The 19,273-nt window shown below is 63.1% G+C and carries 14 protein-coding genes and 1 other RNA gene; 14 read left to right on the top strand and 1 reads right to left on the bottom strand.

What is annotated here, in order from left to right:
• Positions 1-85 precede the first annotated feature (85 nt).
• The 10 genes from L1073_RS02060 (at position 86) to L1073_RS02015 (ending at position 8,611) form a co-directional block, all read left to right on the top strand.
• On the top strand, positions 86-1,072 hold the full coding sequence (locus L1073_RS02060; protein WP_246896586.1) for a Bug family tripartite tricarboxylate transporter substrate binding protein: 987 nt from the start codon (positions 86-88) through the stop codon (positions 1,070-1,072).
• Complete coding sequence (locus L1073_RS02055) at positions 1,069-1,521, top strand: tripartite tricarboxylate transporter TctB family protein (protein WP_246896584.1); 453 nt, start codon at positions 1,069-1,071, stop codon at positions 1,519-1,521. The genes L1073_RS02060 and L1073_RS02055 overlap by 4 nt, the downstream gene beginning before the upstream one ends.
• Complete coding sequence (locus L1073_RS02050; RefSeq protein ID WP_246896582.1) at positions 1,521-3,035, top strand: tripartite tricarboxylate transporter permease; 1,515 nt, start codon at positions 1,521-1,523, stop codon at positions 3,033-3,035. The genes L1073_RS02055 and L1073_RS02050 overlap by 1 nt, the downstream gene beginning before the upstream one ends.
• Positions 3,036-3,369: 334 nt before the next feature.
• An RNA gene (gene ffs, locus L1073_RS02045) (signal recognition particle sRNA small type) lies at positions 3,370-3,466 on the top strand.
• Between the two features lie 172 nt (positions 3,467-3,638).
• The gene (dnaX, locus tag L1073_RS02040; RefSeq protein ID WP_246896580.1) at positions 3,639-5,714 is read left to right on the top strand and encodes a DNA polymerase III subunit gamma/tau; all 2,076 of its coding nucleotides are present in this window, start codon (positions 3,639-3,641) and stop codon (positions 5,712-5,714) included.
• Between the two features lie 45 nt (positions 5,715-5,759).
• Entirely contained in the window at positions 5,760-6,086 is a 327-nt protein-coding gene (locus tag L1073_RS02035; RefSeq protein ID WP_246896579.1) for a YbaB/EbfC family nucleoid-associated protein, read from the top strand.
• Between the two features lie 3 nt (positions 6,087-6,089).
• A complete protein-coding gene (gene recR / locus L1073_RS02030; RefSeq protein WP_246896578.1) occupies positions 6,090-6,701 on the top strand; it encodes a recombination mediator RecR in 612 nt (203 codons plus the stop codon).
• 28 nt (positions 6,702-6,729) lie between these two features.
• Positions 6,730-7,857, top strand: coding sequence for a ribonuclease D (rnd, locus tag L1073_RS02025; RefSeq protein ID WP_246896577.1), 1,128 nt, complete (start codon positions 6,730-6,732; stop codon positions 7,855-7,857).
• A 13-nt stretch (positions 7,858-7,870) separates the two neighbouring features.
• Positions 7,871-8,161 (top strand): YcgL domain-containing protein, encoded by a 291-nt coding sequence (locus tag L1073_RS02020; protein ID WP_246896576.1) that lies wholly within the window; start codon positions 7,871-7,873, stop codon positions 8,159-8,161.
• A gap of 3 nt (positions 8,162-8,164) precedes the next feature.
• The gene (locus L1073_RS02015; protein WP_246896575.1) at positions 8,165-8,611 is read left to right on the top strand and encodes a YcgN family cysteine cluster protein; all 447 of its coding nucleotides are present in this window, start codon (positions 8,165-8,167) and stop codon (positions 8,609-8,611) included.
• Positions 8,612-8,677: 66 nt separating this feature from the next.
• Here the strand turns inward: L1073_RS02015 and L1073_RS02010 are convergent, their stop codons facing one another.
• Positions 8,678-10,774: a S9 family peptidase gene (locus tag L1073_RS02010; RefSeq protein ID WP_246896574.1), complete on the bottom strand. Its 2,097-nt coding sequence runs from the start codon at positions 10,772-10,774 to the stop codon at positions 8,678-8,680.
• A 48-nt stretch (positions 10,775-10,822) separates the two neighbouring features.
• Between L1073_RS02010 and L1073_RS02005 the strand changes: the two genes are divergently transcribed.
• From L1073_RS02005 to hrpA, 4 genes are all read left to right on the top strand, one after another.
• Entirely contained in the window at positions 10,823-11,281 is a 459-nt protein-coding gene (locus L1073_RS02005) for a hypothetical protein (protein ID WP_246896572.1), read from the top strand.
• A gap of 58 nt (positions 11,282-11,339) precedes the next feature.
• On the top strand, positions 11,340-13,157 hold the full coding sequence (locus L1073_RS02000; RefSeq protein ID WP_246896570.1) for a VWA domain-containing protein: 1,818 nt from the start codon (positions 11,340-11,342) through the stop codon (positions 13,155-13,157).
• A 326-nt stretch (positions 13,158-13,483) separates the two neighbouring features.
• Complete coding sequence (locus tag L1073_RS01995; protein ID WP_246896569.1) at positions 13,484-15,175, top strand: AMP-binding protein; 1,692 nt, start codon at positions 13,484-13,486, stop codon at positions 15,173-15,175.
• A gap of 82 nt (positions 15,176-15,257) precedes the next feature.
• Positions 15,258-19,241 carry an ATP-dependent RNA helicase HrpA gene (gene hrpA / locus L1073_RS01990; RefSeq protein WP_246896568.1) on the top strand — a complete coding sequence of 1,328 codons (3,984 nt, stop codon included), beginning with the start codon at positions 15,258-15,260 and terminating at the stop codon, positions 19,239-19,241.
• Positions 19,242-19,273: the final 32 nt, after the last annotated feature.

Below are 19,273 nucleotides of genomic sequence, written 5' to 3'. Positions count from 1 at the left end.
ACGTTGTTCTGCCTTACAGAACTGTAAGGTAAGTGTCAGGTTGCCTGCAACCCATTTCAATTCTCGCTCAAGGGGGATAACAACAATGGCTTTCAAGACGCCGCTCAAAATCATCATGGCCGCCGCGCTGACACTGGGTGCCAGTTCGGCCATGGCCTTCGAACCGTCCGGCAAGGTCGAGTGCATCGCACCCTCCGATCCGGGCGGCGGTTGGGACTTCACTTGCCGTAGCATTGGCAATGTCCTCGAGGATCTCGACCTCGTGCCGCGCAGTGTGCAGACCATCAACATGGCCGGCGCCGGCGGTGGGGTTGCCTATGCGCACACCGTGAGCAAGCGTGCCGGGGACGAGCAACTGCTGGTTGCCGCCTCCACGGCGACCACCACGCGTCTGGCGCAGGGGCAGTTCCAGGGCCTGGACGCCGACATGGTCAACTGGATCGGCGCGTTGGGTGCCGATTATGGCGTCATCGCGGTAAGCAAGGATTCCGAGTATGAGAACCTCAATGACCTGATGGACGCCCTCAAGGACGATCCGCGTGCGGTTAAGTTTGCGGGCGGCAGCGCCAAGGGTGGCTGGGACCATCTCAAGGTATTGATCGCGGCGAAAGCGGCGGATGTCGGCAAGCTGCCGAAGATTCCCTACCTCTCGTACAACAATGGAGGTGAGGCACTGACGCAGGTGGTCGGCGGCCACGTGGACGCCTTTACCGGCGACATTACCGAGGCCAAGGGCTTCATGGAATCCGGCGATCTGCGCATCCTCGCCGTGCTCTCGGAAGAGCGCCTGCCCGGCGAGTTCAGCGACATTCCTACCGCGCGTGAGCAGGGTATCGATGCGCTGGGCCCCAACTGGCGTGGTTTCTACATGCCGGCGGATATTTCCGATGACGCCCGTGAGTACTGGGTCGACGCGATGAATACCGTCTACGCCAGCGACGAATGGAAGGAGCTCATGAAAAAGAACGGGCTGATGCCGTTCCACAAGAGTGATGATGAGTTCAATGAATTCGTGAAACAGCAGATCCAGGATATCCAGGAACTCTCCAAGGAAATCGGGTTAGTTAAATGAAATGCAATGACCGCATCTTCGGTCTACTGATGCTCGTCCTGGCCGTCGCGTACGGCTGGGGTGCCGCACAGTTTCCCGAACCATTCGGGGGGAGCGAGGCCATCGGGCCCGAAACATTTCCCACCTTGCTGGCCGTGGTGCTGGCGCTAAGTAGTCTGTATCTGATCGTCAAACCCGATCCGGGATCAAAATGGCCACCGATGCGCACGGGGCTGGAGCTGCTGATCGCCGTGGTGGTGTTGATCGCCTATGTACTGTTGCTTCAGCCCCTGGGCTTCATCATCAGCACGACCCTGGCTGTCGGCACCCTGTGCTGGCGTATGGGAGCGGCGCCCATTCGCGCTTACGTCACGGGTCTGATCGCGGGCATCGTGGTCTATTTTCTGTTCACGATCGGCCTTGATTTGTCCCTGCCGCTGGGCGTGTTGAGTGTACTGGAGGGAAGCTGATGGAAACCCTGGGCTATCTGATTGATGGGTTTGGCGTCGCCCTGGCGCCGCACAACCTGATGTTCGCCTTGATCGGGGCCTTTCTGGGTACCTTGATCGGGGCTTTGCCGGGGCTGGGACCAGCCAATGGCGTGGCGATTCTGATTCCGCTGGCTTTCACGCTGGGCCTGCCACCGGAAACCGCACTGATCATGCTGACCTCCGTCTATGCCGGGGCCATGTATGGCGGGCGTATCTCGTCGATACTGCTCAATATTCCTGGCGATGAGCCGGCGATGATGACCTGTCTCGACGGTTACCCGATGGCCCAGAAGGGCAAGGCCGCCGAGGCGTTGGCGATCTCGGCGATTGCCTCCTTCATGGGGAGCTTGATCGCCACGATCGGCCTTATCTTGCTGGCGCCGTTGCTGGCCAAGTTTGCGTTGACGTTTGGGCCCGCAGAGTATTTCGCGTTGTTCGTATTGGCGTTCGCCACTCTGGGTGGGATTACCGGCAAGAACCCGGTCAAGACGATTCTTGCCGCTGCCATCGGGTTGATGATTGCCACGGTGGGCATCGACAACACCGGCACCCAGCGCTATACCTTCGGTGTGCTGGAACTCTATGAGGGCGTCGATTTCATCATTGCCATCGTCGGCTTGTTCGCGATTTCCGAGCTGCTGTTCTTCATCGAAAGCCGTGCCGGTGGCGGCAAGGGGCCGATGAAGGTCAACAAGCTCAAGCTGTCCTGGAAAGAGATCGGCTCCATCTTCCCCACTACGTTGCGCGGCGGGGTGCTGGGCTTCATCTCCGGTGTGCTGCCGGGGGCCGGTGCCTCGCTGGGAAGTTTCATCGGCTATACCCTCGAGAAGAAGATCCTGGGCAGCAAAGGACGCTTCGGCGAGGGCGATCCACGCGGTGTCGCGGCGCCCGAGGCGGGTAACAACGGGGCCTCCTCCGGTGCCTTGGTGCCCATGCTCACGCTCGGCGTGCCGGGAAGCGGCACGACGGCGGTGCTGTTGGCGCTGCTGATTTCGATGAATATTACCCCCGGGCCGATGATGTTCACCCAGAATGCGGATATCGTCTGGGGGGTCATCGCCGCCTTGTTGGTGGGTAACTTCCTGCTGTTGTTGCTCAACATTCCCCTGGTAGGGATGTTCGTCAAGCTGCTCTCGGTGCCTCCTAAATACCTGCTGCCCATCGTGACGATGGTCGCATTCGTGGGCATCTATTCGATCAGCAACTCCGCCTTCGATCTGTATTTCATGGTGGCCTTCGGCGCGGCGGGCTACATCCTGCGCAAACTGGAAATTCCGTTGGTACCCATCATCCTGGGCTTGCTTCTGGGGCCAGAAATGGAAAAGAACCTCGGCCATGCGCTGACAACCTCCAACGGCGACTGGAGCGTGCTGTGGAGCAGCGGATTGTCGATCACGCTGTGGGCGCTGGCGATCATTGGGCTGGTACTCCCCGTGGTCGTGGGGCCGATTCTGCGGCGCCGCATGAAAGCTGCTCAGGAGAAAGTCGGTTAATGTGACCGACGTCTGACAAGTATGCTGCGTATGTCTCGCCCCCGCCGGTGTGCCGGTGGGGGCGAGTGTCGTTGAGGTTGATCCAATCTCCCTTATCGGGAGCATGGGCGTTCTCCCTGAACGCGGGGCAGGGAAGGGCAAGGCCCTTCCCGCCTAGCCTATAATGCATAGTGGGCGTTGGATTGTTTGATGCCTTGCCGACCAGCGGGCACGCTGTTATAGTGCAGCGGCGTTCGAGGCAAGTCATTGAAAGCGCATAGCGTTTTCTCATATTCGAACGGCTCGGTGGCGACAAGTGAATGATTCTCGTCAACCGATGTTGCTATGGTGGCCCTGTCGGTCCTCCCGCAACGCTAAACCGCGAACCCCGCCAGGCCCGGAAGGGAGCAACGGTAGTGGTGGCTGCGTGTGCCGGGATGTGGCTGATGGGGCCGCCTCCATTTCGTCCCCCCGTATTGCCTGTTCGGCCTCGATGTCGACTCGCCCCTCGTCGAAGTTCCTGCTACCCGCTAGAATAGATGCTTTAACGATCTTCCCCGCTGTGTCGAGTGCTCGGTACTGCCAGGTGGGAATCGGCCCGATCTGCAAGGACATCCCGACGGTATGAGTTACCAGGTTCTGGCCCGCAAATGGCGCCCCCGTACGTTTCACGAACTGGTTGGTCAGGAGCATGTCTCGCGTGCGCTGGTCAACGCGCTCGACCAGGGGCGCCTGCATCATGCCTATCTGTTTACCGGCACGCGCGGGGTCGGCAAGACGACGCTGGCGCGGATTCTCGCCAAGTGCTTGAACTGCCGGCAGGGCGTGACATCGGTACCGTGCGGTGAATGCGAGACTTGCTGCGAGATCGACGAAGGCCGCTTCGTCGACTTGATCGAAGTCGACGCCGCCTCGCGAACCAAGGTCGAAGATACCCGCGAGCTGCTCGACAATGTGCAGTACGCGCCGACCCAGGGGCGTTACAAGGTGTACCTCATCGACGAGGTGCACATGCTGTCCACGCACAGTTTCAATGCGCTGCTCAAGACGCTCGAGGAGCCGCCCCCCCACGTCAAGTTCCTGCTGGCAACCACCGATCCGCAGAAGCTCCCGGTCACGGTGCTCTCGCGCTGCCTGCAGTTCACGCTCAAGAACATGTCGCCGGAGTATGTGGTCAGGCATTTGACGCATATTCTTGAGGCCGAATCGGTGGCTTTTGACGAACAGGCGCTATGGTTGCTCGGCAAGGCGGCCGAGGGCTCGATGCGCGATGCCTTGAGTCTGACCGACCAGGCCATTGCCTTCGGGCAGGGCGAGGTGCGCCACGCGGATGTCGCCGCGATGCTGGGCACGCTCGATCATCGTCACCTGCTGGCATTGGCCGAGGCGCTGGCCGAGGTCGATGCCGCGCGGGTGTTGCAGGAAGTCGCCAGCCTGGCCGAACAGGGGCCCGACTTCGGCGCCATCCTCGACGACCTGGCCGGTGTCTTCCACCGCCTGACCATCGCCCAGATGGTGCCGGATGCGCTGGATAACGGTCACGGTGACCGCGACACGCTACTTCCGCTGGCCGCGCGTTTTACCGCCGAGGACGTACAGCTCTATTATCAGATTGCGCTGCAAGGCCGCGGCGATATGGAAAGCGCCCCGGATCCGCGTACTGCGCTGGAGATGACGCTGCTGCGCATGCTCGCGTTTCGGCCGCAAGGCGTACCCAAGCCGCCGCAGACACCATTGCCGATTCGCGGCTCGGCCGAGAATGAGGCGCCAGGCGCCGCGACATCGAGCGCTCCGGCTGCTGAGTCTGCGCCTAGCGAGCCGCCGTCTTCTATCGCGCCGGCGCCAACCCCGCCAGCGTCTGCCGTCGCGCCTGCACCTAGCGAGCCATCGCGTCCTGCAAACGAAGCGCCCGCAGCAGAGGTTGGCAGTGAAGACGTGCCGCGCGAGCCGCTCCAAACCCAGCCGCCCGAAGCCGAGTTGCCTGAGACCGAGGTGTCTGAAGTCGAGGCACCTCCGGTGGTAGAGGAGGCGCCGCCTCCCATGGCCGACGCACCTGATGACGCTGTCGATGCCGCGCTCGAAGACGAAGCGCAACGTCAGGCGGACGCCGCTGGCGTTGCTGACGTGGACGATGCGCCGCCCTGGGCGCTCGATGACGCCCCGGCACCAGCCGCCTCCGAGCCCCCCGCCGCCGTGCCAGAATCCCCGGCGATGGATGCTGCCGCTGAGGTGGATGAGCCTGATCCCGAGCCCACGACGCCGGCCCCCGTCGCTGCCACGCACGACACGGGCGCTTTCGACCACGCGCGCTGGCTGGCGGTTTTCGAATCGCTGACGCTGGGCGGGCTGACGCGTAACCTGGCGGCGCATTGCATCATCGAACATGACGACGGCGAAACGTTAACGCTGCGGCTGGATCCTTCGCAGGAGGCGATGCTGGCCGATGTGCACGTCGAACGTCTCGCCAAGGCCCTGGCCGATCAGGGCGTTGAGCGTCGCCTGAATGTCACGGTCGCGGCCTTGCCCGAGAACCTGGATACCCCGCGTTCGCAAAGCGAGCGGCAGGCGCGGGAGCGTCATGCCCAAGCGGTTGAAGCGTTGCGCCGCGACCCGCATATTCAGATGCTGGAACACGATTTCGGCGCCCACTTGCTGGAACGCAGCGTGACGCCGACCGATGGCGCCGCTTCCGACGCGTAAGTCGTCGGCGGCTCTGACTTTTTAGAACTCCTTGAGGATACGACCATGATGAAGGGCGGAATGGGCAACATGATGAAACAGGCCCAGGAAATGCAGGAAAAGATGCAGAAGGTCCAGGAGGAGATCGCCGAGACCGAAGTCACGGGCGAGGCCGGGGCCGGCATGATCAAGGTCACCATGAACGGTCGTCACGACGTGAGTAACGTCAATATCGATCCCTCGGTGATGGAAGAAGACAAGGAGTTGCTCGAGGACTTGCTGGCCGCCGCCGTCAACGACGCGGTGCGCAAGGTCGAGACGACATCCAAGGAGCGTATGGAAGAAGTTACCGCCGGGATGAACCTGCCGGCAGACTTCAAGATGCCGTTCTAAGCGATGGCGTTTTCTCCCCTCGTCGATCAACTGCTGGAGACGCTGCGGGTGTTGCCGGGCGTAGGCCCCAAGACCGCGCAGCGCATGGCCCTGCATCTGCTGGAGCGTGACCGCGATGGTGGTCGCCGTCTGGTCGCCTCATTGGGCGAGGCCCTGGAGCAGGTGGGCTATTGTCAGCGTTGCCGTACGCTGACCGAGACGCCGTTATGCACCATTTGCCAGGATGCGCGGCGCGATGAGGGTCTGTTGTGTGTGGTCGAATCGCCGGCCGATATGCTGGCGATCGAGCAGGCCGGCGGCTATCGCGGCCACTATTTCGTGCTCCACGGCCATTTGTCGCCGCTGGATGGCATCGGCCCCGAAGATATCGGGCTCGATCAGCTCGATGAGCGGCTCGCAAACGGCGCCATCGAGGAATTGATTCTGGCCACCAATCCTACCGTGGAAGGCGAGGCCACTGCGCACTATATCGCCGAGCAACTGCGTGGCACCGGCGTGCGTCTGTCGCGCCTGGCCTACGGCGTGCCCATGGGTGGCGAGCTGGAATACGTCGACGGCGGCACGCTGAGTCGCGCCTTCAATGGTCGTTTGCCGTTCGCGCAAGAGTCGAGCTGACCCTCATTATCGTCAACAAGGATACGGGATGCCCCCGAGTTTCGAGATTCGTTGGGTGGAAACGCCCACCGCACTGGCCGAGGCGTGCGAGACGCTGGCCGACGCCGATTGGCTAGCGGTGGACACCGAGTTTCATCGCGAGTCGACGTTCTTTCCCATCGCGGCGCTGGTGCAGCTCTACGCCGGCGGCCATGAGGCCTTCCTGATCGACCCGCAAGTCGTGGCGGCCGATAGTGCTCTGCAGGCGCTCCTGGGGGCCGACGGCCCCCTCAAGTTGCTGCATGCCAGCGGCGAAGATCTTGAAGTGCTGGAGAGCTGGGCGAATATTGCCGTCGCGCCAATCGCCGATACGCAGGTGGCGCAAAGCCTGCTGAGTACCCAGGCATCGCTGGGCTATCAACGCTTGGTCGAGCAATGGACCGGCGACGCGTTGCCCAAGGAGGAAACGCGCTCGGATTGGCTGCAGCGTCCGTTGTCCGATGCACAGCTACGCTATGCCGCGCTGGACGTGGTCTATCTGCCGCGTGTCTGGCAGGCGCAGCGCGACGCGCTGGTACAGCAGGGGCGTCTTGCCTGGCTGGAAGAGGAATGCGCGCGGCTGTGCGAGGCCAATCGTCGCAACCGCGATGCCGATGAGCAGTGGTATCGGCGTCATCGCCAGTTGTGGCGGCTCGAACCGCGTCAACTGGCGCTTTATCAGGCGCTCACGCGGTGGCGCGAAGGCGAGGTGCGTCGTCGCGATCTGCCGCGTGGGTGGCTGGCGAGCGACAAGGTGCTGTTCGCGATCGCGGTGGAGATGCCGCACAACCGCCATCAGCTCTCGACCATCGAAGGCGTCCGGCCCAAACTGATCAAACATGACGGCGATACCTTGCTGGCGATGGTGCAATCAGCCGCGCACCTCGATGAAGAGGCACTGCCGGCGCCGCTACCACCTCCGCATTCAGCGGCGTTCAAGACGCGGCTCAAGGCACTCAAAAGTGTGGTCAACCGCGAGGCCGAACGCTTGGACATCGCTCCCGAGGTGCTGGCCAACCGCCGCGACCTCGAAGCCTTGGTGATGGCGGACCTGGACGGCGTGCCGCTGTCACTGCCCCAGGGCTGGCGTGGCACCTTGCTGGCCGAGGCGTTTACCCAGGCACTGGCCGATCACTGAGAGGCGAAAGACGATGCCCAAACGACTCTGTGAAATCTTCAAGAGCCCGCGCCGCGACGAGATGTATTTATACGTGGATCGCGCGCGAGGACTGACGGATGTGCCCGAAGCGCTGCTCGAGCGGTTCGGTAAACCGGTATCGGTGACCGTGATGATGCTCAGCGAAGACAAGCCGCTGGCGCGGGCCAAGGCCGGGGACGTGCTGGCCGCCATCGCGTCACAAGGCTTTTATCTGCAGATGCCGCCGGCGCGCGAGGCCTACATGCTGGATTCATACAAGGCGCCCACCGAGGCACGGTACTGACCCATGCGTGAACGTTTTTGGGAGCGTTTTTCCCTCCAAGAGCTCGACGATGAAGAGTGGGAAGCGCTCTGCGACGGCTGCGGGAAGTGTTGTCTGCTCAAGCTTGAAGACGACGAGAGCGGCGATGTCGCCACGCTCAACGTGGCCTGTCAGTTGCTGGATATCGATACTTGCCGTTGCAGCGATTACGAAAACCGCTTCGAGCATGTGCCGGGATGCACCAAGTTGACTCGCGACAACCTGGCGGCGTTTCACTGGCTGCCGGCGTCGTGTGCCTATCGTCGATTGGCCGAGGGACGCAAGCTCGCGGCCTGGCATCCACTGATCGCGGGCGATGCACAGCGCATGCATCGCAAGCAGAAGAGTGTCCGCCATTTCGCGGTGAGCGAGTGCGAGGTGGCCGACGAGGCGCTCGAAGATCACATCATCGACATCATCCCGTGCCAATGACGTTGTCGGTGGCATGGTGGGGTATATGAAGAAGGCCCCAACCGGGGCCTTCGTCGTTATGGGCCGTCAGCGTGGCCGGTCAGCCGGTATCTCGGTGTCGGTGAGGCCCAGCGCCCAAAGCAGGAAGGCATCCTGGCGAGCGTTGTCGTGCCAGGCCTTGAAGCGTCCCGAGGCGCCGCCATGCCCGGCGGCCATGTCGGTGCGCAGGAGGATGGGGCGGCGCTGCTCGGCGGGCAGTTGTGAGACGATCTCGGTCAGGCGCGCGTAAAGCTTGGCCGGCTCCCAATAGGGCACGCGCGAGTCGTGCCAACTGCCTTGCAGGAACAGCGTGGGATAGGGCTGCGCGACGAGGTTGTCGAGGGGCGAATAGTCGCGAATGCGGCGTTTCGCTTCCGGCTCGTTGGGGTTGCCCCATTCGCTATATTCCGCGGTCGTCAACGGCAGGTCGGGGTTTTCCATGGTGCGCAGCACATCGACGAACGGCACGTCGAGCACGGCGGCACAGAATGCATCAGGCTCGAGATTGAGGCTGGCGCCCACCAGCAGGCCGCCGGCGCTGGCGCCATAGGCGGCGATGCGCTGGGTATCCGCCACGCCATGTGTCACCAGGGCATGGCGCGCGGCGAGAAAGTCGCGGAAGCTGTTTTCCTTGTGCGCCAGTTTGCCGGCCAGGTACCAGGGTTCGCCCCGGTCGCCGCCGCCGCGTACATGGGCGACGGCGAACGCCACGCCCCGCGACAGCAACTCGAGCCGTGCCACGGAGAACCACGGATCGAGCACCTCCCCGTAGGCGCCATAGCCATAGAGCAACGTCGGCAGTGACCCTTGCGCGATCAGATCGCCACGCGCCACGACGGAGACCGGGATGCGTTCGCCGTCGTGAGCCTCGGCCCACAGGCGGCGGCATACCAGTTGCTCAGGGGCAAGATCGCCATGCACGGGCTGGGCCTTGAGCAGACGGCGCGCGTCGGTCTCGAGATCGTGCTCGATCCAGCGCGGCGGCAGCGTGAACGATTCCTCGTGCAGGCGCAGGAGACGGGTGTCGAAATCGGGTGTATCGCCCAGTATCAGGCTGCAGGGCGCTTCGGGCAGCGGCAGGCGCCGCTTGACCGGCGTATCCGTGTCGAGCGCGACCACGCTGAGATGCACCTGAGCCTCGCGGTGATCGCGTTCGGTGATGACGAGCCCCCAGGCGAAGGCATCGACGCCTTCCAGCGTCAGGTGCTCCTGATGATCGAGCAGCGGTGCCCAGTCGCCCGGTGTGGATTCGGCTGCAATGTCGAGCCGGAAATGCGGCGCGCCCTGATTATGCAGAATATAGAAATGACCGGGGCGATGCTCGAGGCCGTATTCGACGCCCTTGACGCGTTCGCGTACGCAGCGCGGCGGCGTATCGGGCGTTGCCGCGGGAATCAGGTGGCACTCCGAGGTGTCCTTGGAGGCGGTTTCCAGTACCAGCCAGGCGCGTGAACGGGTCTTGCCCAACCCCACCCAGAACTCGGCGTCCGTTTCACGGAACAGACACGCGCTTTCTCCGCTTACGATATCCAGCCGCCAGATGCTGTCCGGGCGCTGCGTGTCGTCGTAACGCGTGAACAGCAGAGTGCGGTTGTCCTCGGCGCAGCATAGTTCGGGCCCGATGTCGGTCAGCAAGCGCCGAGGTTCGCCGTCAGGCAGGACACGCAGGAAGAGATCGAAATTCTCGTCGCCGTTGATGTCTTCGGTCCACGCCAGCCAGCTTTCATCCGGGGCGATGGCCATGTCGGCGACTTCCATGAAGTCGTGTTCTTGGGCGCGGGCCTGGACATCGAGCACGCATTCACGCCGTGACGCGTCGTGGTTGGGGTGGCGCCACCATACCGGATAGTCGGCGTCGTGGGCGGTCTCGCTCCAGTAGGTATAGTGATCGAGTGGCGTGCGCAGGCCATCGACAGCCAGCTCGCGACGCGCCAAGTGGCCGGCGTAGAGCGTCTCGACGAGTGGCTCGAGGGGCGCGAAGCAGGCGGTGGACTCTACGTTGGCCTGCTCGAGAAGGCCCTCTACCTCAGGATCGTCACGATTCTCCAGCCAATGCCAGTGAGGATCGTCCTTGCGTTTGAAGCGCGCGACCGGCGAGAGTTGGGTTGCGTCGTGAAGCGCAGGGATGTGCGGCTGTGCTTTCATGTGCAGCGGTGTACCATGTCGAAGAAAGATCGAACGCGAGAGGACGCGATGCTGATTTCCGATTCCTTGCCACAGTTGTGGCTGAGTTACTTTGTATTATCGCTGCTGGTGCTGGTCACCGGCTACCTTGGGGTGCGCTTTTTGCCCAGATTGCCGCGTTGGGTCGTCACCGGTGCGGTTGCGGGGATGTTATGGGCAGTAGCGCCGTTTACCTCGCCCTTGCTGGAGGACGGAGAGCATTATTCCGGTCTCGCGCCGGCCATCGTCGTCGTCGCTGTGGGGGGGCTGCAGGGCGATGGCGGGCAACTTGCCGTGGCCACGCCGCTGTTGTTGGTCGGCATGGCGATAGGCGGCGTGCTGGGCGCGCTGTTATGGATATGGCGCCGGGGTCGCAATAGCGGTGGTGATAACGACGCATCACGCGGTGGCCGTGGCAAGCAGCGTAAGTCGCGCAGCGGAAATACGCAGAACGACGCCGCCGGGCGTCGTGAGCCGGTGCTCAACTGATACTCTGATATCCGTATTACGCAAGATTACGCAAGCAATTATAAAAGAAGGAAGGGTCATGCGAGCGCTGTTCGCGTTGCTGTTGTTATGTGTTGGCGGGGGGCTCTCGCCCCTCGGCTGGGCACAGGACTCCGCCGCATCCCCGACGCCGGATATTCGCATGATTTTCGACGTCTCGGGCAGCATGAAAGCCAATGATCCCGATAACTTGCGCGCTTCGGCCCTGCAACTGGCGGCGACGTTGCTGCCCTCGCAGGCGCGTGGTTCGGTGTGGACGTTCGGCTCGCAGGTGCGCAATCCCTTGCCCGATGGCAAGGTCGACGCCCAATGGCGACGGCGTGCCCGGTCGCTGGCGCCGCAACTCGTCGATTATCAGCAGTTCACCGATATAGAAGGGGTGCTGCGTGATGCCACCGACGCTTCAGGAGGCAAGCGCCATGTGGTGTTGTTGACCGATGGCATGGTCGATTTGCCGGGAAGTGGCGAGGAAAAACGCACCCGTGATGCGGCGTCGCGCGAGACATTGCTGAGCTCGCTGGCGCCTGAACTTGCCTCGCGCGATGATGTGGTGGTGCATACCATTGCGCTATCGCATAACGTGGATCGCGAGCTGCTCGAGCGGATATCCCAAGCCACGGGTGGTTTGGCGGCGGTGGCCGAAACGCCCGAAGCATTGCTGCGGGCGTTTCTCGATGTACTCGAGCGCATCGTGCCTCGCGATCAACTGCCGCTCGAGGAAGGACGTTTCGATGTCGATGACGAAGTCGAGAACTTCAATGCGCTGATTTTTCACGACGAGGATGCGCCCGAGATCACCCTGGTGGGTCCCGACGGCGAGCGTTATACGCGTGACGACCATCCCGATGACATCCTCTGGCAGGACAATCCCCGTTATGACCTGATTCGCGTCCCCGAGCCGCAGGCGGGTGAGTGGCATATCGAAGGGCAGGTGGGCCGCGATAGCCGCGTGAGCATCGAGTCGCCGCTGCAATTGCGCAGTGACAGCTTACCGCCGACCCTGTATCTGGGCTTCGATGTACCGCTCGACGCTTGGCTATCCCGCGAGGGCGAAACCCTTGAAGGCGATACGTTGCCTGAAGACATTCGCCTGCGTGGCGAATTGCGCGGACTCGATGACGAAACGCTGGCCTCCACGTCCTTGAAAGCCGGTAACGATGGGCATTTCACGGGGACGCTGCCAGCGCCCGAGGAGGCAGGCAATGCCCGCCTGGTACTCAATGCCGATAGCGACGCCTGGACGCGCGAGCGCGTGCAGGGCGTCAATGTCGTCACCCCCGTGACCGCGACGCTGAACGACGATGCCACGCAGGTCACGCTGGAGGCGCAGCATCCGCGCCTGAACGTCGACAATACGCAGATTTCGGCGAGCCTGCTGGGCGAAACGCTCGACGTGGTACCCGATGACGAGCGGACATGGCAGATCGCGCTGCCGGAGATCGACCCCGATCAAGCGGTGCCGTTGGATATCGATGTGACGGTGACGCTCGACGACCGCTCCTGGTCCATTGCCTTGCCTGTGCTACGCCTCAACCCCGAGGCGCGTATCGGCGTTTCTGGCGCCGAGATCGATGACGAGGGGCCGCGCGCCGAGGCATTGCCGGACGTCGAAGCTGCCAGCCAAGAGGAAAAAAGTGATGCGAGCGAGGAACGTAACCTGACCACCATGGCCGGCGCGCTATGGGACAAGGCCGGCGACGAGTGGCAGGCGTTGCGACCGCAAGTCGAACCCTACGCCAAGCGCCCCACGACCTGGGTAGTGTTCGCCGCGCTGTTATTGGCGTTAGTGGTCTTGTGGACGTTACGTCAGCGTTCAATACGGCGTCGTCATCGGCGGCGGCACGAACCGCAGGTATAACCATCGGCAAGATTCAGAGCCTCGGCATGATTGCCGGGGCTTTTTGTCTTCCGGTGCCTGTGAATATGTGTCGAGGGTCGGTATTGAACGTTAGTTTCAATCGTCTGTTTTAATTTCTACTGACCTGTTATAACGGAAACGGCACCGTCAATGATGTTGTCCGACAGATATCGAACAATGTTTCATCACGCACGCCGAGCTGGCTGGTGTCGTAGTCGGTGTCGCGCTATCTTGCGGAAAGCCTGTGTTTTTCGGCATGACCCAGGCTCGAGATGCAATAATAAATGTCGGCGCCATGCAGTCGACCCGGTCAGCGGAGATATACGATGAGCCACGCCACCTCGCCGGTCGTTTCCGGTCCGCCTCTCGAAGGAATGGAAGAGTTCGCCTCGGTCAATGAGGTGTTCGCCCACACCTGCGGGCGCTTCGCCGACAAGCCGGCGTTCACCTGCATGGAGCAAACGCTGAGCTATGCGGAGCTCGAACGCCTCTCGAGGGATTTCGCCGCTTGGCTCAGCGAGGAAACCGACCTCGTGCCGGGAGACCGCATCGCCATCCAGTTGCCCAATGTGCTGCAGTTTCCCGTGGCGATCTTCGGTGCCATGCGTGCCGGGCTGGTGGTGGTCAACACCAACCCGCTGTATACCGAGCGCGAGATGGCACATCAATTTCAGGATGCCGACGTCAAGGCGATCCTGATCCTCGCCAACATGGCCGACAAGCTCGAGCGGATACTGCCGCGCACGGCGATTCGTCACGTGCTGGTGACCGAGCTCGGCGACATGCATGACTTTCCCAAGCGCCCGCTGATCAATGCCGTGGTCAAGCACGTCAAGAAGATGGTGCCGCGCTACACGTTGCCCGAGGCGACGCGCTTTCGCGATGCGCTGACACGCGGCCGAGGGCAGTCGAGCGAAGCGGCCATATGCCAGAGCGACGATGTAGCCGTGTTGCAGTACACCGGCGGCACCACGGGGGTGGCCAAGGGCACCATGCTCACGCATCGCAACCTGATCGCCAACATGCTGCAAACGCGCCAGATGATTGCCGGGCTGATCGAGGAAGGGCGCGAGACGATCATCGCGCCGCTGCCCGTCTATCATATCTATACCTTCACGGTGAATTGCCTGTTCACCATGGTCACCGGCAATCACACCGTGCTGATTCCCAATCCGCGCGATATCGACGGCTTCATCAAGACGCTGCGCAAGACCGAATACACCGGTTTCGTAGGCCTCAATACGCTGTTCAATGCGCTATGCAATCGCGAGGACTTCCGCGCCCTGGATTTTTCGCGTCTCAAGCTGACGATTTCCGGGGGCATGGCGCTGACCAAGGCCGCCGCGAAACGTTGGGAAGAGGTCACGGGCTGCGCGATTCTGGAAGGCTACGGTATGACCGAGACCTCGCCGATCGTGTGCGTCAATCCGCCGGACGGTATTCAACTGGGCACCATCGGCAAGCCGGTGCCCGGCACCTCGATCAAGGTGATCGGTCCGGAAGGCGAAGAGGTGGCGCGGGGAGAACCCGGCGAGCTGTGCGTTCAGGGGCCGCAGGTGATGAAGGGCTATTGGAATCGCCCTGAAGATACTGCCAAGACGCTGGACGCCGAGGGCTGGATCCGCACCGGGGATATCGCCGTGATTCAGGGCGACGACTACGTGCGCATCGTCGACCGCAAGAAGGACATGATCATCGTCTCCGGTTTCAATGTCTATCCCAACGAGGTCGAGGACGTGGTGGCCACGCACGCGGATGTGATCGAGGTCGCTGCCATCGGCGTGCCCGACGATGCCACTGGCGAGGCGATCAAGCTCTTCGTGGTGAGCCGCGACGAGGCGTTGGATGCCGAGACGTTACGCACCTGGTGCAAGCAGGAACTCTCCGCCTACAAGGTGCCCAAGCTCATCGAGTTCCGCGATGAGCTGCCCAAGACCAACGTCGGCAAGGTACTGCGCCGCGAGCTTCGCGATAGCCAGGACAGCAAAGAATCGGCGCCGGGTGATGGGCCGACATAGGCGCAAGGTCGGCCTTGGCGTTACAATTGACGGCTCGTCTTCGCGTGAAGGCGAGCCGTTTTGCTGATTTCATGAGGCGCCCTTGAGCACGACACCGACGAGCGATTCCCGCGATCAACTGGCGCGCCTGCGCTCGCAACTCGACGATTGCCTGCTGCGCGACGCCCGCGATCAGGGGCGGCGTCTCGACAAGCTGGCAGGACGCGCGCGCGGCGGTAAACCCATCGACCGTTCGCTGCGCGAGATCGAAACGCGTCTGGCGCGCTCCCGCGAGGCCTTGGCGGCGCGGCGTGCCCAGCCGTTGACGCTGCGCTATCCCGAAGAGCTGCCCGTGGTCGAGCGTCGCGACGACCTGCTAGCGGCGCTCGATGAACACCAGATCGTCGTGGTGGCCGGGGAAACCGGCTCGGGCAAGACCACCCAGCTACCCAAGCTGTGTCTCGAGCTGGGGCTGGGGCGGCGCGGCCTGATCGGCCATACGCAGCCACGGCGCCTGGCGGCACGTACCGTCGCCACGCGACTCGCCGAAGAACTGGAAGTGCCGCTGGGGGCGCAAGTCGGCTACCAGGTGCGCTTCACCGACCAGACCGACGAGCGCACGCTGGTCAAGCTGATGACCGACGGCATCCTGCTCGCCGAGACGCAGAACGACCCGGATCTCGAGCGCTACGAGGCGATCATCATCGACGAGGCTCACGAGCGCAGCCTCAACATCGATTTCCTGCTCGGGTATCTCAAGCGTCTCACCGAACGCCGTCCGGATCTCAAGATCATCATTACCTCGGCGACCATCGACGTCGAGCGTTTCAGCCAACACTTCGGGCGTGAAGGCAAGCCGGCGCCGGTGGTCGAGGTCTCGGGGCGCACGTACCCGGTGGACGTGTTCTATCGGCCGCTGGTGCGCGATGCCGACGACGAGGAAGACCGCTCCCTGCAGGAAGGCATCCTGCATGCGGTGGAAGAGATCGAGTCCATCGAGCGCGAGCGACGCTGGTTCAGCGGGCCGCGCGACGTATTGATCTTTCTGCCCGGCGAACGGGAAATCCGCGAGACGGCGGATACCCTGCGGCGTGCCGATCTCCGCGGCACCGAGATTCTGCCGCTCTATGCGCGACTCTCCAATGCCGAGCAGAACCGCGTGTTCCAGTCGCACACCGGGCGTCGCATCGTGCTCGCCACCAACGTCGCCGAAACCTCGCTGACCGTGCCGGGCATTCGTTATGTCATCGACCCCGGACTGGTGCGCATCAGCCGTTACAGCTACCGCTCCAAGGTGCAACGCCTGCCCATCGAGCCGGTCAGCCAGGCGAGTGCCGATCAGCGCAAGGGGCGTTGCGGGCGTATCAGCGAGGGCGTGTGTATTCGCCTCTACAGCGAGGAGGACTTCCTGGCGCGGCCGACCTACACCGAGCCCGAGATTCAGCGTACCAATCTGGCCTCGGTGATCCTGTCGATGCTGTCACTCAAGCTCGGCGACATCGAGGCGTTTCCGTTCGTCGACGTGCCGGACTCGCGCTTCGTCAAGGACGGTTATCGCCTGCTCTATGAGCTGGGGGCGGTGGGAGCCGACAATCGCCTGAGCGAGTTGGGACGGCGTCTGGCCCGTTTACCCATCGATCCACGCCTGGCGCGCATGGTGCTGGCCGGCGCCGAGCAGGGCAGCCTGCGCGAAACCTTGATTGTGGTCAGCGCACTGGCCGCCCAGGACCCGCGCGACCGCCCGGCCGACAAGCGCCAGGCTGCCGATCAGCAACATCGCCAGTGGCAGGATCCCGAGTCCGACTTCATGGCCTGGCTGAATCTCTGGCATGGCGTCGAGCATGCCCGCGAGACCTTGTCCGGCAACCAGTTGCGGCGCTGGTGTCGCGACAACTATCTGAGCTATCTGCGCTTGCGCGAGTGGCACGATACCTTTCGCCAGCTCAAGCAATTGACCCGCGACATGGGCCTTGAGTCCTCAAGCGCCGTGTTGCCGCCCAAGGAAGACGCCCCCGCGACGGCGCATCCGCGTGTCGACGGCGAACGCCTGCACAAGGCGCTGCTCTCGGGGCTGCTCTCGCATCTGGGGACGCTGCAGGAAAATCGCGAGTATCTGGGCGCACGCAATCGCAAGTTCATGATTCATCCCGGCTCGGGGCTGGCCAAGAAGACGCCCAAGTGGGTCATGGCCGGCGAGCTGGTGGAAACCTCGCGGCTGTATGCGCGTGACGTGGCGCGCATCCAACCGGACTGGGTCGAGCCCATGGCCGAGCATCTGATCAAGCGCAGCCACAGCGAACCGCATTGGGAAATGAAGCGCGGCCAGGTGGTGGCTTTCGAGCAGGTCACGTTGTTCGGCCTGCCCATCGTCACCGGGCGGCGCGTCGACTATGCCAAGGTGGCGCCGGCGGAGGCGCGCGAAATCTTCATCCGCCGCGCTCTGGTGGAAGGCGAGTATCGCAGCCAGGCCGATTTCTTCCAGCACAATCGCGCCTTGATCGACGACGTCGAGGAGCTCGAGGACCGCGCCCGCAAGCGCGATATCTTGGTCGACGAGGAGACGCTGTTCGCCTTCTACGATGCGCGCTTGCCGGCGGACGTCGCCGGTGCGCGCAGCTTCGAGCGCTGGCGCAAGCAAGCCGAGCGCGAGGCGCCCGATGTACTCAAGCTAGACCGCGACACGCTGATGGCGCGCGACGCCGAAGAGATTACTCAGGAAGCCTATCCCGATGTGCTGGTACACAACGGCGTGCGCTACCCGCTGAGCTATCATTTCGCGCCCCGGGAGCCCGATGACGGCGTGACCTTGACGGTGCCGGCGGCAATGCTCTCGCAGCTCCCCGAAGGACGCCTCGAATGGTTGGTGCCGGGGCTCTTGCGCGAGAAGTGCATCGCGCTGCTCAAGACGCTGCCCAAGGCGATTCGCCGCCAGGTGGTGCCGATTCCCGATTGGGTGGATGCCGCCCTGGCGACGCTGGTGCCCGATGAGCGTCCGCTGACCGAGGCGCTGGGCGAGTTCCTGCGTCGACGCACCGGCGTACGCCTGGGGCCCGATGACTGGCACACCGAGGCTCTCGAGGCGCATCTGGTCATGAACCTGCGGGTGGTCGACCACGATGGCAAGGTGCTCGGCGAAGGGCGCGACTTGAGCGCCCTCAAGCAGCGTTTCGACGAGGCGGCGAGCCAAGGTGCCAAGGCGCTGGCGGCGAGCGGGCCGACGGCCGAGGCGCTGGCCGAACTGCCGACGCAGGCGATTCCCGAATCGCGTTCCACCCAGCAGGCGGGCATTCGCGTCGAGGCTTATCCGGCACTGGTCGATCAGGGCGATAGTCTGGCCATCGAATCGTTCGATCATCCGGACAAGGCGCACGTGGCGCATCGTCATGGGGTGAAGCGCGCGGCGATGCTGCGTCTGCCTGAGCAGGTGCGCTATCTCGCCCGCGAACTCAAGGGGGTGGATCGTTGTGCGTTGCTGTTCGCCAAGGTGGGCAGCAAGCAACAACTTGTCGACGACCTGATCGAGGCCGTCTTTCTGCAGGTGGTCGCCGTGGATCCGTTGCCGCGCGATCGCGACGCCCTCGAGGCACGCATCGAGGCCACGCGAAGCGAGCTGGTCGCGCATGCCGAATCCTTGGTCGTGACTCTCCAGAAGGCACTGGAAGGGCATCTGGAGGTGACCAAAGCGCTCAAGGGCAACATCGGTTTCTCATTGGCCTTGGTCTACAGTGATTTGAAAGCCCAGATGGGGCGCCTGGTGTATCCCGGTTTCATCAGCGACGCCGAGGCCTGGCTCGAGCAGTATCCGCGCTACATGCAGGCGGCGCTGATCCGGCTCGAGAAGGCGCCGCGCGAACGCAGCCGCGATCAGGCGGCGATGCATCAGGTACACGAATTCGAGGAGCGTCTGCGTGCACGTCTCGAGGCCGATCAGCGCGAGGGCCGTCGCGACCCGCGTTTCATCGAGTTTGGCTGGTGGCTCGAGGAGTTGCGGGTGTCGTTGTTTGCCCAGCAACTCGGCACCCTGGCGCCGGTGTCGGTCAAGCGCCTCGAGCGGCGCTGGGCGGAACTGACGGGGCGACAGCAATGACCGACACGACACGCTAACGATTACACGCCAAG

This window comes from Chromohalobacter nigrandesensis, assembly GCF_023061285.1.
Classification (GTDB): domain Bacteria; phylum Pseudomonadota; class Gammaproteobacteria; order Pseudomonadales; family Halomonadaceae; genus Chromohalobacter; species Chromohalobacter nigrandesensis.
This window is presented reverse-complemented; position numbering and strand designations above follow the sequence as displayed.